The organism is Trujillonella humicola, from assembly GCF_046233715.1.
GTDB lineage: Bacteria > Actinomycetota > Actinomycetes > Mycobacteriales > Geodermatophilaceae > Trujillonella > Trujillonella humicola.
The window spans coordinates 40,947-54,023 of sequence record NZ_JBJNRJ010000004.1 but is presented as its reverse complement, the minus strand read 5'-3'; the positions used below and the strand labels follow the sequence as shown (position 1 = coordinate 54,023).

General features: G+C 76.7%; 14 protein-coding genes. 10 read left to right on the top strand and 4 right to left on the bottom strand.

The genetic code is table 11. From position 1 onward, the window contains the following. Positions 1–105: 105 nt before the first annotated feature. Positions 106–753, bottom strand: coding sequence for a pyridoxamine 5'-phosphate oxidase (gene pdxH, locus ACK586_RS03550; protein ID WP_409329070.1), 648 nt, complete (start codon positions 751–753; stop codon positions 106–108). A gap of 124 nt (positions 754–877) precedes the next feature. Here pdxH and ACK586_RS03545 point away from each other — a divergent pair, with 124 nt between their 5' ends. Together ACK586_RS03545 and serC are read left to right on the top strand one after the other, a co-directional pair. Continuing rightward, positions 878–2,008 carry a citrate synthase 2 gene (locus ACK586_RS03545; RefSeq protein WP_409329069.1) on the top strand — a complete coding sequence of 377 codons (1,131 nt, stop codon included), beginning with the start codon at positions 878–880 and terminating at the stop codon, positions 2,006–2,008. Between the two features lies 1 nt (position 2,009). After that, positions 2,010–3,137 carry a phosphoserine transaminase gene (gene serC / locus ACK586_RS03540; protein ID WP_409329068.1) on the top strand — a complete coding sequence of 376 codons (1,128 nt, stop codon included), beginning with the start codon at positions 2,010–2,012 and terminating at the stop codon, positions 3,135–3,137. A 45-nt stretch (positions 3,138–3,182) separates the two neighbouring features. Here the strand turns inward: serC and ACK586_RS03535 are convergent, their stop codons facing one another. After that, the gene (locus tag ACK586_RS03535) at positions 3,183–5,078 is read right to left on the bottom strand and encodes a S9 family peptidase (protein ID WP_409329067.1); all 1,896 of its coding nucleotides are present in this window, start codon (positions 5,076–5,078) and stop codon (positions 3,183–3,185) included. Between the two features lie 278 nt (positions 5,079–5,356). Between ACK586_RS03535 and sepH the strand changes: the two genes are divergently transcribed. Beyond that, the gene (gene sepH / locus ACK586_RS03530; protein WP_409329066.1) at positions 5,357–6,289 is read left to right on the top strand and encodes a septation protein SepH; all 933 of its coding nucleotides are present in this window, start codon (positions 5,357–5,359) and stop codon (positions 6,287–6,289) included. 51 nt (positions 6,290–6,340) lie between these two features. After that, positions 6,341–6,814, top strand: a complete 474-nt coding sequence (locus ACK586_RS03525) for a YflT domain-containing protein (RefSeq protein ID WP_409329065.1) — start codon at positions 6,341–6,343, stop codon at positions 6,812–6,814. 36 nt (positions 6,815–6,850) lie between these two features. Here the strand turns inward: ACK586_RS03525 and ACK586_RS03520 are convergent, their stop codons facing one another. Together ACK586_RS03520 and ACK586_RS03515 are read right to left on the bottom strand one after the other, a co-directional pair. Beyond that, entirely contained in the window at positions 6,851–7,807 is a 957-nt protein-coding gene (locus ACK586_RS03520) for an ABC transporter substrate-binding protein (RefSeq protein WP_409329064.1), read from the bottom strand. 92 nt (positions 7,808–7,899) lie between these two features. Further along, on the bottom strand, positions 7,900–8,703 hold the full coding sequence (locus ACK586_RS03515) for a TrmH family RNA methyltransferase (RefSeq protein ID WP_409329063.1): 804 nt from the start codon (positions 8,701–8,703) through the stop codon (positions 7,900–7,902). Positions 8,704–8,754: 51 nt separating this feature from the next. Here ACK586_RS03515 and ACK586_RS03510 point away from each other — a divergent pair, with 51 nt between their 5' ends. The 6 genes from ACK586_RS03510 to ACK586_RS03485 all read left to right on the top strand — a co-directional run bounded on the left by ACK586_RS03510 (position 8,755) and on the right by ACK586_RS03485 (position 12,968). After that, positions 8,755–9,705: an NAD(P)/FAD-dependent oxidoreductase gene (locus ACK586_RS03510; RefSeq protein ID WP_409329062.1), complete on the top strand. Its 951-nt coding sequence runs from the start codon at positions 8,755–8,757 to the stop codon at positions 9,703–9,705. Next, positions 9,705–10,100, top strand: a complete 396-nt coding sequence (locus tag ACK586_RS03505) for a hypothetical protein (protein WP_409329061.1) — start codon at positions 9,705–9,707, stop codon at positions 10,098–10,100. Before ACK586_RS03510 ends, ACK586_RS03505 begins: the two co-directional genes overlap by 1 nt. Further along, complete coding sequence (locus ACK586_RS03500) at positions 10,097–10,735, top strand: hypothetical protein (RefSeq protein ID WP_409329060.1); 639 nt, start codon at positions 10,097–10,099, stop codon at positions 10,733–10,735. The genes ACK586_RS03505 and ACK586_RS03500 overlap by 4 nt, the downstream gene beginning before the upstream one ends. 135 nt (positions 10,736–10,870) lie before the next feature. Next, entirely contained in the window at positions 10,871–11,593 is a 723-nt protein-coding gene (locus ACK586_RS03495; RefSeq protein ID WP_409329059.1) for an ABC transporter ATP-binding protein, read from the top strand. Next, positions 11,590–12,357: an ABC transporter permease gene (locus ACK586_RS03490; protein WP_409329058.1), complete on the top strand. Its 768-nt coding sequence runs from the start codon at positions 11,590–11,592 to the stop codon at positions 12,355–12,357. Before ACK586_RS03495 ends, ACK586_RS03490 begins: the two co-directional genes overlap by 4 nt. Before the next feature lie 59 nt (positions 12,358–12,416). Continuing rightward, positions 12,417–12,968 carry a TetR/AcrR family transcriptional regulator gene (locus ACK586_RS03485; RefSeq protein WP_409329057.1) on the top strand — a complete coding sequence of 184 codons (552 nt, stop codon included), beginning with the start codon at positions 12,417–12,419 and terminating at the stop codon, positions 12,966–12,968. Positions 12,969–13,077 lie beyond the last annotated feature (109 nt).

Genomic DNA, 13,077 nt, shown 5'->3' with positions numbered 1-13,077 from the left:
GGGCAGGTTGGGCGGACGACCACGCACCGTCCACGGGGTCGGGCGGCGTCAGCCGGGCGGGGGCGCCGGAGCCCCCCCCCCCCCGGGTCTCGGGGGCCGGGCCGCTCACGGGGCGAGGCGCTGGACGATCCAGCCGCCACCCTCCTGGTCGTCGCGGAGGAAGCGCAGCCGGTCGTGCAGCCGTCCCGGTCCGCCCTGCCAGAACTCCACCGTCGCCGGGACCACCCGGTAGCCGCCCCACGTGGCCGGGCGGGGCACCGATCCCTCCGGCGTCCCCTCGTCGAGCAGCCGGACCCGGGTCTCGAGCTCGTCACGGGAGTCGACGACGGTGGACTGCACGGAGGCGACGGCGGCCAGCTGCGCCTCGCGCGGGCGGGGGTCCCACAGCCCGTCGGAGGCGGCGTCGCCGATCCGCTCGACCCGGCCGGTCACCCGCACCTGGCGCTGCAGCGCGTGCCAGGGGAAGACCAGCGCCGCGCGCGGGTTCACCGCCAGCTGCGCGCCCTTGGTGGACGCGTAGCTGGTGCCGAAGACGAAGCCCGACTCGTCGTAGCCCTTGACCAGGACGATGCGCGCGTCGGGTGCGCCGTCGGCGTCGGCGGTCGCGACGACCACCGCGTTCGGGTCGTCGATCCCGGCGGCGACGACGTCGGCGAACCAGCGGTCGAACTGCTCCACCCACGTGGCGGCGAGGTCGCTCTCGCGCAGCACGGGCCGGTCGTAGTCCCTGCGCATGCGGGAGAGGTCGGGCACCCGTCCGATGCTGCCACCGCACCCGCCCCGGCTGCGCCGGCCCCGGAGGTCGGGCCTATGGTTCGGGCGTTGTCGTGCGCCGCGACCCGGCGCACGATCCCGCGCGCGCAGAGGAGCATGCGAGATGGCCGACGACTTCGTACCCGGACTGGAAGGCGTCATCGCCTTCGAGACCGAGATCGCCGAACCGGACAAGGACGGCGGTGCGCTGCGCTACCGCGGCGTCGACATCGAGGACCTGGTCGGCAAGGTCACCTTCGGCAACGTCTGGGCGCTGCTGGTCGACGGCAAGTTCGGCCCGGGCCTGCCGCCGGCCGAGCCGTTCCCGATCCCGGTCCACAGCGGCGACGTGCGCGTCGACGTGCAGGCCGCGCTGGCGATGCTGGCCCCGTTCTGGGGCTACCGCCCGCTGCTGGACATCTCCGCCGAGGAGGCCCGCGACCAGCTGGCCCGCGCCGCGGTCATGGCGCTGTCCTACGTCGCCCAGTCCGCGCGTGGCATCGGCGTCCCCGCGGTGCCGCAGAGCCGCATCGACGAGGCCGCGACGATCGTCGAGCGCTTCATGGTCCGCTGGCGCGGCGAGCCCGACCCCCGCCACGTGGCCGCGGTCGACGCCTACTGGACCTCGGCGGCCGAGCACGGCATGAACGCGTCGACGTTCACGGCCCGGGTCATCGCCTCGACCGGCGCCGACGTCGCCGCGGCCATGTCCGGGGCCATCGGCGCGATGTCCGGCCCGCTGCACGGCGGCGCGCCCTCGCGCGTGCTGCACATGCTCGACGAGGTGGAGCGGACCGGCGACGCCGAGAAGTACGTGAAGGACCTGCTCGACCGCAAGGAGCGGTTGATGGGCTTCGGCCACCGGGTCTACCGGGCCGAGGACCCGCGTGCCCGCGTGCTGCGCCGCGCCTCCGAGGAGCTCGGTGCGCCGCGCTTCGAGGCCGCCCGGGCGCTGGAGCAGGCCGCGCTCAAGGAGCTGCGCGAGCGCCGTCCCGACCGCCCGGTCGAGACCAACGTGGAGTTCTGGGCGGCGATCGTGCTCGACTTCGCCGAGGTCCCGAGCCACATGTTCACCTCGATGTTCACCTGCGCCCGCACGGCCGGCTGGTGCGCGCACATCCTCGAGCAGAAGAACACCGGCCGCCTGGTGCGCCCGTCGGCCCGCTACGTCGGGCCCGACCCGCGCAAGCCCGAGGAGGTCGAGGGCTGGGACACCGTCCAGACCAAGTCGATCAGCCAGGTCTCGCCGGCCTGAGGTGACGGGCACCCCGAGCATCACCGTCCCGGCCGACCTGCTCCCGCGGGACGGCCGGTTCGGGTGCGGCCCGTCGAAGGTCCGCCCGGAGGCGCTGCGGGCCCTCGCCACCGACGGTGCTGCCCTGATGGGCACGTCGCACCGGCAGGCCCCGGTCAAGGGGCTGGTCCGGCGGGTGCGCGAGGGCCTGCACCGGCTGTTCGACCTGCCCGACGGGTACGCCGTCGTCCTCGGCAACGGCGGGACGACGGCGTTCTGGGACGCCGCGGCCTTCGGGTTGATCCGCGACCGGGCCGCCTTCGGCGTCAACGGCGAGTTCTCCTCGAAGTTCGCCTCCGGCGTGGCCGAGGCGCCGTTCCTCGGGGACCCGGTGGTCAGCCGGGCCGAGCCGGGCACGCTGGCCCTGCCGGCCGGCCGGCCCGGCATCGACGCCTACGGCTGGGCGCACAACGAGACCTCGACCGGCGTGATGGCCCCGGTGGAGCGCCCGGCGGGCGCGGACGACGACGCGCTGGTGCTGGTCGACGCGACCAGCGGCGCCGGCGGCCTGCCGGTGGACGTCGGCGCGACCGACGTCTACTACTTCGCCCCGCAGAAGGTCTTCGCCGCCGACGGCGGGCTGTGGATCGCCCTGATGTCCCCGCGGGCGCTCGAGCGGGTGGCCGAGATCAAGGCCTCGGGCCGCTGGATGCCGGCGTTCCTGGACCTGTCCGTCGCCGTCGACAACTCGGCGAAGGACCAGACGTACAACACCCCCGCGGTCGCGACGCTGTTCCTGCTGGCCGACCAGCTCGACTGGCTCGACGGTCTCGGTGGCCTGCCCGGCGCCGTCGCCCGCACGCGGGACTCCTCGGGCCGGCTGTACCGCTGGGCCGAGGAGTCGCCGATCGCCACCCCGTTCGTCGCCGACCCGGCGCAGCGGTCGCTGGTCGTGGGCACGGTGGACTTCGCCGAGGGCGTCGACGCGGCGCGCATCGCCGACGTGCTGCGGGCCAACGGCGTCGTCGACGTCGAGCCCTACCGCAAGCTCGGCCGCAACCAGCTGCGGGTGGGCATGTTCCCCGCGGTGGACCCCGACGACGTCAGCGCGCTGACCGCCTGCATCGACTTCGTCGCCGAGCGCCTGTGACTCGGAGTGCGGGAGCGCAGGTTTCCTGGGCTCCCGCACTCCGAGTCACAGCCAGCGGGTGAAGAACTCCGCGACGCGCTCGCACAGCTCGATCACGTGCTCGCGGCCGACGATCGTGTGCCCCTCGCCGGGGAACAGCAGCAGCTCGCTGCGCGCGCCGAGCGCCTGGAGGGCCTGGTGCGCCTGCACCGACTCGGCGACCGGCACGTTGCTGTCGCGGTCGCCGTGGGCCAGCAGCACCGGCGCGGTCAGCCGGTCCAGGGCGGTCATCGGCGAGATGCCCGCCAGCATGTCGCGGTCGGCCACCGGGTCCCCGTACTCGGTCACCGACGCGGCGGCCATCCACGGCTCCGTGCCGGCGAAGAACGTGCGCAGGTCGCTCATGCCGGCCAGCGACACCCCGGCCGCGAACAGGTCGGGCCAGCGGGTGAGCGCCACCAGGGTCAGGTAGCCGCCGTAGGACCAGCCGTGGGCGCCGATCCGGCCGGGCAGCGCGAGGCCGGCGTCGACGAGGAAGCGCACCGTGGCCGGGACGTCGGCGAAGGTCGACTCGCGGGCGGCCACGTCGTCGGCGCACGCGAAGGCGCGGCCCTGCCCGCCCGAGCCGCGGACGTTGGGCGCGAAGACCGTGCACCCGGCGGCGACGAGCGACTGCACCACCGGCGACCAGGCCGGGCGCTCCTGGCCCTCCGGGCCGCCGTGGAAGCTGACCACCGTGCGGTTGGCGCCGTGCACGCCCGGCGGGGTGTAGAGCCAGCCGTGCAGCGGCGTGCCGTCGGCGGCGGCGTGGTCCACCCGCACGGGCTCCACCGACAGGGCGCGGTCGGGCCGGCGGGGCAGCGAGGGCAGGCGGGCCGGCGACCCGGTCGCGCCCAGCGGCACCGACCACAGGGCGCGCGGGGTGTGCGGGCCGGTGAGCTCGGTGACCACCGTGCCGCCGTCCGCGGACAGCGACCAGCCCGGGAGGACCGGCTCGGGCAGGCCGACCCGGTCGACCACCGCGCCGGTGTCCCCGTGGTGCACGTGCAGCTCGGTGACGCCGCCGGCGTTCCACACGGCGAGGACCGTCCCGTCGGGCCGGACGGCGTAGCCGTCGAGGTCGGCGTCGGGCCGGCGCAGGACGACGCGCCCCTCCCCCAGGCACCCGTCGGGCCCGAACGGCACCTCGACCAGGCCGGCGCGGTCGGTGCCGGGCCGGCCGGGCAGGGAGGCGCGCAGCAGCACCGACCGCCCGTCCGGGGCGAACCGGCCGTCCTCGGAGAAGATGCCGCCCGGGGCGTCCAGCGGCAGCACCCGGCGGGCGCGCCCGGTGCCGACGTCCACCAGGACGACGTGGTGGTACCCGCGCGGTCCGCGGCGGGCCAGCACCCACCGCTCGTCGGCCGACACGGCGGTCACCGACAGGAACCCGCCGCGGGCGAGCGTCCGGTGCGTGCCCGCCTCCACGTCGACGAGCACGACGTCGGCGTCGGGCCCGGTGCCCGGCGCGATGGTGCACACGTAGGAGCCGGGGCGGGTCCAGTGCCCGGCGAACACCGTCGCGTACGGGTCCTCGCCGGCCACCGGCCGGGACCCGCTGCCGTCGGGCCGCACGACGTGCAGCTCGGCGCGGATCGAGCCACCGGGGCTCACCAGGTAGGCCAGCCACGCGCCGTCGGGCGCCCAGGCGACGGACACGACCTCCTGGTCCGGGCCGGACAGCACCAGGGGCAACGCCGCGGCCGCGCCGCCCACCGGCAGGACCTCCAGCCGCGGGGTGCCCGAGCGGTCGGTCACGTAGGCGACCCGGTCACCGGCGGGTGACAGCGCCGGGCACCAGGCGCCGGCGGCGCCGGCGATCTCGGCGACGGCCAGGCGGACCTCGGCCGGCAGGGCGCCGGCGGTCGTGCCGGACGGCCCGGCGTCGACGGCGATCCGGGGGTGGATCAGGGGGCTGGCCACGGCACCTCCTCGGCTCGCAGAGACGGCTGTCGGCAGCGGCTGCGCGCAGCGGCCGGCGGGAGGGTCGCACGCCGGCGCGGTGTGGCCCCGCACGCACCCCGGTGGGGTCCGGTGGCCGGCGCACCAGCCCCACCCGCCACACTGCAGGGGCCGTGTTGCGCCGGGATGACGGCGGCAACAACTCCCGCCACGCCGGGCGTGGCTGCGGCGGCGCCCCGGAGCCCGCGGATAGCCTCGGGCGACCACCCATCTCGGCTCGCGACGAACGGAGGACGCCCATGCGCACGCTGCGCCTCGTGGGGCTGTCCGACGACGGCTCGAGCCTGGTGCTCGTCGCCGACGGCACCGAGCCCGGCGAGGACGGCGAGCGCTTCGAGCTGCCCGTCGACGACCGGGTCCGCGCCGCCGCCCGCGGCGACGCCCGCCGGCTGGGCCAGATCGACGTCGACCTGGGCATGAGCCTTCCGCCGCGGGTCATCCAGGCCCGCATCCGGGCGGGCGAGAGCCCGGAGCAGGTCGCCGAGGCCGCGGGCATCCGGGTCGACCGCGTGCTGCGGTTCGCCCATCCCGTGCTGCAGGAGCGCGAGCGGGTGGCCGAGCAGGCGCGCGAGGCGCGGGTGCGGTTGTCCGACGGCAGCGTGGTCGCCCCGCTCCAGCAGTTCATGGCCGAGCGGCTGCGCCTGCTGGGGACCGACCTCGACGCCGTCCGGTGGGACGCCGCCCGCGCCGCCGACGGCGTGTGGCACGTCACCGCGGCGTGGCAGGCCGGCGCGAAGTCCGGGATCACCCGCTGGGCCTACGACCTCCCCGCCCGCCTCGTCGCGCCGGTCGACGCCGCGACCACCGACTTCGCCGAGGGCACCCGGCTGGTGCGCGTGGTCCCCGACGTGCCGGCCGGCTCGCCCGCCTCTCCGCTGTACCGCTCCCGGCCCGTCTCGGTGGTGACCGAGCAGGTGCCCCCGTCCGAGCGCGCCGACGACGACGTGCGCGACGTCGTCCCGGCCGACGGCGCGTCCGAGCCGCGCGCCGAGGTCCGGCCCGAGCCGCGCCCGGAGCCGCAGCGGCGTGCCGCCGACGCCGAGGTGGACATCGACGAGATCGCCGAGCACGACACCGTCGTCCTCGGCCGCCCCGACGGCGAGGACGAGGACCCCCGGGCCCGCATCCCCGCCTGGGAGGACATCGTGTTCGGGGTCCGCAAGCACCGCTGAGGCGGAACGGCGCCGACGGTTCCCTCGTTGACCCGGGGGTAGGAGGTGCCCATGTCCATGTCGGTGTCGATGCCGCTCGGCGGCGTCCAGGTCGGGTCCTACGACAGCTACGAGCAGGCGCAGGCCGCCGTCGACTACCTGTCGGACGAGAAGTTCCCCGTCGAGAACGTCACGATCATCGGGTCGGACCTGCGGATGGTGGAGAAGGTGACCGGCCGCATGACCTGGGGCCGCGCGCTGGCGGCGGGCGCCGCCGCCGGTGCCTGGTGGGGTCTGTTCGTCGGCCTGCTGCTCGGCATCTTCTCCGAGGACGGCGCCAACTGGCTCGCCTCGGTCCTCACCGGCCTGCTCATCGGTGTGCTGTTCGGCGCGCTCTTCGGCGGGATGGGGTACGCCGCCACCCGGGGCAAGCGCGACTTCACCAGCACCAACCGGATCGTGGCGAGCCGCTACGACGTGATGTGCGACCCCAGCCGCGCCGAGGAGGCCCGCGCGGCCCTCGCCCGCTTCTCGCTGCGCGGATAGCCGGCAGCGGCCGGCCGGTCCGACGGCGAGGCGGGCTCAGCCACCGGCGAACTCGGCGAAGCGGCCCGGGGCGTCGGCCGCCGACGCCACCTCCCCCTCCCCGAGCAGGGCCGCGCGGACGTCGTCCAGCACCCAGGTGACCGAGAAGGCCGAGGGAGCGAGCCACATCTCCCCGCTCACCTCGGCGACCGCGCCTGCGGTGACGGCGCCGAGCGTCGGCCACAGCGGGGAGCCGGTGAGCCCCCCGGTGGCGTACGGCCCGCCGGAGAGCAGGAAGATCGCGTCGCCGTCGTGGTCGGGCAACGTCTCGGCGGTGAACAGGACGAACGGGCTGGTGGCGTCCCCGCTCGCCTCCTGCGCCGGTGGGCGGGTCAGGCCGACGCCCGACAGGACCGACCCGACCGCCGTGCTGCCGGGCGGGGAGAAGAACCCGCCGTTGTCCCCCACGACCGAGACCACCGCGCCGCCCCGGCCGGCGTCCTCGAGCGCGGCGGCGAGGTCGTCGGCCGAGTCCTCGACCCGCTGCTGCACGGCGGCGGCCTCGTCCTCGCGTCCGAGCGCCTCGGCGACGACGGCGAGCTGCTCCTCCCACCCGGCCGTGTAGTCCACGACCGTCGTCGGCGCGATGGCCTCCAGCTGCGCCTCGGCGGCCGCGGTGGTGGGGATGGACACGCCGATGATCACGTCCGGCTCCAGCGCCGCGACCGCCTCCACGTCGAGCTCGGACCCGTACGGCTGCGTCGTCAGGCCGAGGTCGTCGAAGATCGCCGAGGTCGACTCGTACTCGAAGACCTCGAGGACGACGTCCGGCTCCGTGCCGAGCGAGAGCGCGTGCAGCGCGGCGAAGTCGTCCAGGGCCACCACCACCTGGTCCCCGCCACCGGCGGTCGCCCCGGACGCGGCCACCTCTCCGTCGCCGTCCGAGCCGGAGGAGCAGGAGGCGAGCAGGACGAGGCCGGCGAGGCTGGCCGCGGCTCGGGTTCGGCGGGTCACCCCACCCTTCTACTGAGGTGAGCCTGCCCTCACAAGAGGCGCAGGACCGGAGCGGCGTCCTCGTCCGTTCCGGCCCCGGGTGGGCCCGGTCCTCAGCGCAGTGTCGAGAACGCCACCGCGGCCGCCGCCGCCACGCCGAGGGAGTCCACGCCGGCGCGCATCGGGATCCGGGCCCGCACGCGCGCGGCGGCCTGCGCCTGCGCCGTCAGCCCCGGCCCCTCGGCACCCAGCAGGACCGCGGTGCGGGGATGCGCGCGGGGGTCGACGGCGGCCAGGTCCACCGCGTCGGCCGCGGGGGTCAGGGCGACGGTCAGGTAGCCGGCCGCGTGCAGCCGGTCCAGGCCCCCGGGCCAGTCCGGCAGGACGGCGAACGGCAGCGACAGCACGTGCCCCATGGACACCCGGACCGACCGCCGGTAGAGCGGGTCGGCGCAGCGCGGGTCCAGCAGCAGCCCATCGACGCCCAGCGCCACCGCCGAGCGGGCGATCGAGCCGAGGTTCTCGGCGTCGTTGAGCGCCTCGAGCACCGCCAGCCGTCGCGGGGCGGCAGGGTCGGGGCCGGCGAGGAGCGCCTCGACGTCGGCCGGCGGACGACGGTCGGCCGACGCCAGGACGCCCCGGGTGAGCCGGAAGCCGATCACGTCGGACAGCACCCACTTGTCGGCCTCGTAGGCGGCGACGTCCGCCGGCAGGTCCAGGCCGGCCAGCCGACCCGGGACGCCGAGCACCGCGCGGACCCGGTAGGGCGAGAGGAGCAGCCGCTGGACGGCGGGGACGCCCTCGACGATGACCGGCCCGCTGCCGCGCGCCGTTCCCGGCCGCCGGTCGCCGGCCACGAGGTCGCGGAAGTCGGCCACCCGGTCGTCGGCGGGATCGGTGATCAGCTCGGGGCGCACATACCGGATCCTCCCCGAGCGGGGACGGCTCACTGCCCGCAGGATCAGGCGGTGCCCCTCCCCGTGACCGTCGTCGGCGGCGGCATCGCCGGCGTCGCCTGTGCCCGTGCGGTGTCCGCCGCCGGACTCCCCGTGCGGCTGCTCGACCGCGCCCACCGCCCCGGCGGCCGCATGGCCGGCCGCGGGATGCGCGGCGGCCGGGTCGTCGACATCGGCGCCTCGTACCTGACCGCGTCGGAGGGCTCGGCGTTCGCCGGGGTCGTCGCGGGCTGGGTGGACCGGGGACTGGCCCGGCCCTGGACCGACACGTTCGCCGTGGCCGGCCCCGGCGGCGTCCAGCGGACCACCACGGGGCCGGTGCGCTACGCGGCCCCCGGCGGGCTGCGCTCGCTGGTCGCCGACCTGGCCGCGGACGTCGACGTGACCGTCGAGCACACCGTCGAGCAGGTGCGCCCCGGCCCCACGGTGGACGGCGAGCCGGTGGCTGCCGCCGTCCTCGCCATGCCCGACCCCCAGGCGGCCCGGCTGCTCGACGCCGGCACCGCCGCCCGGCTGCTCGGCGACCGGCCGTGGGAACCCGCGCTGGCCGTCGTCCTCGGCTACGACCGGCGGCGCTGGCCGGCCGACCTGCACGGCACCTTCGTCCACGACGACGCCGCGGTCACCTGGATCGCCGACGACGGCGACCGGCGCGGCGACGGCGCGCCGGTCCTGGTCGCGCACACCACCCCCGATCTCGCGCGCCGGCACCTCGCCGAGCCCGATGCCGCCGCGCCGGTGGTGGCCGCGGCGGTCGCCCGCGCGCTGGGGCTGGACGGCGAGCCGGCGTGGACCACGGTGCACCGCTGGACCTTCGCCCGGCCCGCCGAGGCCCGGGACGAGCCCTACGGGCTGCTCGACGGGATCGGCGCCTGCGGCGACGGCTGGGCGGCCCCCTCCCGCGTCGAGGCCGCCTGGACCTCCGGCGACGCGCTGGGCCGGGCGCTGGGCGCTCCCGCCTGATGCCGGCCGGACTCGCACCCCCGCCGGGACCCGCCGACCAGGCCGAGGAGGAGGAGCGCTCCGACGGCTCCGCGGTCCGCGCCGGGCTGCGCGGCATCGGGCTGCCCGCGCTGGTCGCCGTCGCCGTGGGGGCGCTGCTGGTCGTCGTCTACCTGGCCGCCTTCCCCACCGCAGATCCGCACGACCTCCCGGTCGGCGTCGTCGGCACCGATGCCCAGGTGGCCGACGTCTCGCGCGCGCTGGACCGCGACCGTCCGGGGCCCTGCGGCTGGAGCGGCTCGACGACGCCGCGGCCGCCCAGGGGGCGGTCACCTCCGGCGCGGTCTACGGCGCGCTCGTCCTCGGCGGCCCGGCACCCCGGCTGCTGGTCGCCGGGGCGCACGGGCAGGCGGTGACGCAGGACCTCACCGACGCGCTCGGACCGGTCGTCCGGGCGGCGGGACCGCTGGCCGTCACCGACGTCGCGCCCCTGGCGGCCGGCGACCAGCGGGGCCGCGCCGTCGACCACACCGCCTTCGGGGTGGTGCTCGGCGGCTTCCTGTTCGGCATCACCAGCTACCAGGTGGCCCCGAAGCTGCGGCTGCGGCTCCGGCTGGTCAGCGCGCTGCTGTTCGCCGCCGTCGCCGGGGTGGTCGGCGCGACCCTGTCGGTGACCGTGTTCGACACCCTCCCGGCGGGCTGGTGGACCGTCGCGGGACTCGTGGCGCTGCTGGCCCTGGCCTGCGGCGCCGCGGCGGCGCTCGCGCTGCGCCTGCTCGGCGCGGCCGGCACCTTCGTGGCCACCGCGGGGCTGCTCACCGTCGGGGCGGCCACCAGCACCGGCAGCTACCCCGCCGAGTACCTGCCCGGCACGCTCGAGCCGCTGGCCCACCTGCTGCCGCCGGGGGTGGCGGTCGGTGCGCTGCGCGGGGCGGCCTACCTGTCCGGGGACGGCGTGGGCACCGCCGTCGTCGTCCTCGCGCTGTGGTCGGTGGTGCCCTTCGCGGTCATCGGCGCCCTCGACGCGGCCGGCCGCCGCCGGCCCGCCTGATCCCTCGACGAGATCTGCACTGTCGTCGGCATCAGGGGCTGATGCCGACGGCTGTGCAGATCTCGTTGACGCGGTCGCGGTAACTCATCTAGCGTTGAGTTCATCAGACGTTGAGTTCTTCGCCGGGAGGTCCCCATGACCGACGCCGTCACCGTCGCCGACCTCGTCGTGGACCGCGGCCCGCGCCGGGTGCTCCCGGGGCTGGACTGCGCCGTGCCCGCCGGCCGGGTCACCGGCCTGCTCGGCCCGAGCGGCAGCGGCAAGTCCACGCTGCTGCGGGCCGTCGTCGGGGTCCAGCGCGTCCGCTCCGGGCGGATCACCGTCCTCGGTGAGCCGGCCGGCTCCCCGGCACTGCGCTCCCGCGTCGGCTACGTCACCCAGGCGCCCAGCGTGTACGCGGACCTGACCGTGCGGGAGAACGCCCGCTACTTCGCCGCGCTGTACGGCCGCGGCGCCGCGGCCGCCGATGCGCCGATCGCCGACGTCGGCCTCCGGGACGCCGCCGGCCAGCTGGTCGGCGATCTCTCCGGCGGCCAGCAGGGCCGGGTCTCGCTGGCGTGCGCGCTGGTCGGCGAGCCGGAGCTGCTGGTCCTCGACGAGCCGGCGGTGGGATTGGACCCGGTGCTGCGGGTCGAGCTGTGGGAGCGCTTCGCCGCCCTGGCGGCCGGCGGGACGACGCTCGTGGTCTCCAGCCACGTCATGGACGAGGCCGGCCGCTGCGACCGGCTGCTGCTGCTGCGCGAGGGCGAGCTGCTGGCCGACTCCACCCCGGCGCAGCTGCGCGCGGACACCGGCACCGACGACCTCGAGGAGGCCTTCCTGCGCCTCGTCCGGTCCCGGCAGGTGAGCCGGGCGTGACCACCACCCCGAGCCCGCGACTGACCGCCGCGACGACCGGCCGCGTCGTCCGCCAGCTGCGCCACGACCACCGCACCGTCGCCATGCTCACGGTGCTGCCCGGTCTGCTGCTGGGGCTGCTCTACCTGCTGTGGCGCGACGTCCCCACGCCACCCGGGCAGGCGCCGGTGTTCGACCGGGTCGGCCTGACCATGCTCGGGATCTTCCCGTTCGTGGTGATGTTCCTGGTGACCAGCATCGCGATGCTGCGCGAGCGCACCTCCGGGACGCTGGAGCGGCTGCTCACCACGCCGCTGTCCCGGCTGGACCTGCTGCTGGGCTACGGCGCCGCGTTCGGCGCCGCCGCGACCGTCCAGGCCGTGGTCACGGTGACGGTGGCCACGACGCTGTACGACCTCGACGTGGCCGGGTCGCTCGGGCTGGTCGTGCTCATCGCCGTGGTCGACGCCGTGCTCGGGGTCGCCCTGGGACTGCTCGCCAGCGCCTTCGCCCGCAGCGAGTTCCAGGCGGTGCAGTTCATGCCCGTCGTCGTCCTCCCCCAGTTCTTCCTCTGCGGGCTGCTGGTCCCCCGCGAGCAGATGGCGGGGTGGCTGCAGGCGGTCGGCGACCTCATGCCGCTGACCTACGCGGTGCAGGCCCTGCAGGAGGTCGGGAGCTCCGCGACCGCGACGGGCACCATGTGGCGGGACGTCGGCATCGTGGCCGGCGTCGCACTGCTGGCCCTGGCGCTGGCGGCGGGGACCCTGCGGAGGAGGACCGGCTGAGCGGCGTCCGACGGCGTCCCGGGGGGCGCCGCCCCGGCAACCCCGGCACCCGGGAGGCGGTGCTGGCGGCAGCGCGCGCGGCGTTCGCCGAGCGCGGCTTCGACGGCGCCTCCATCCGGGCGATCGCCGCCGCTGCCGGGGTCGACCCCGCACTCGTGCACCACTACTTCGGCACCAAGGACAAGCTCTTCCTCGCCGCGGTCGAGGCGCCGGCCGACCCCGAGGACTTCCTGCCCGAGGTCCTCGCCGGCGGCCGCGAGGAGCTGGGCGCCAACGTCGTCCGGATGCTGCTGCGGGTGTGGGACGGCCCGGCCCGCCCGGCCGGCCTGGCGCTGGTGCGCTCCGCGGTCGGCAACGAGTGGGGCGCCCGGATGCTGCGGGAGTTCCTCGTCTCCCAGGTGCTGCGCCGGGTCGTGGGCTCGCTGGACCTGCCCGCCGACGAGGTCGCCGGGCGCGGCTCGCTGGTCGCCTCGCAGCTCATCGGCGTCGTCATGGCCCGCTACGTGCTGCGGGTGGAACCGCTGGCCTCCGCGCCGGCCGAGCAGGTGGTGGCGGCCGTGGGGCCGACGGTGCAGCGCTACCTCACCGGCGCCGTCGACCTCCCGCGCTGATCCCTCGTCCCGGGGGGCGGGGGGGGCGGGGTGGGGGGGGGGGGGGGGGGGGGGGGGGGGGGGGGGGGGGGGGGGGGGGGGGGGGGGGGGGGGGTGGGGGGGTGGGTGG

Excerpts from the sequence above, each read along its gene's own strand:
- ACK586_RS03495 (WP_409329059.1), top strand. The coding sequence starts at position 10,871 with ATGACCGACGCCGTCACCGTCGCCGACCTCGTCGTGGACCGCGGCCCG.
- sepH (WP_409329066.1), top strand. The coding sequence starts at position 5,357 with ATGCGCACGCTGCGCCTCGTGGGGCTGTCCGACGACGGCTCGAGCCTG.
- ACK586_RS03505 (WP_409329061.1), top strand. The coding sequence starts at position 9,705 with ATGCCGGCCGGACTCGCACCCCCGCCGGGACCCGCCGACCAGGCCGAG.
- ACK586_RS03545 (WP_409329069.1), top strand. The coding sequence starts at position 878 with ATGGCCGACGACTTCGTACCCGGACTGGAAGGCGTCATCGCCTTCGAG.
- ACK586_RS03525 (WP_409329065.1), top strand. The coding sequence starts at position 6,341 with ATGTCCATGTCGGTGTCGATGCCGCTCGGCGGCGTCCAGGTCGGGTCC.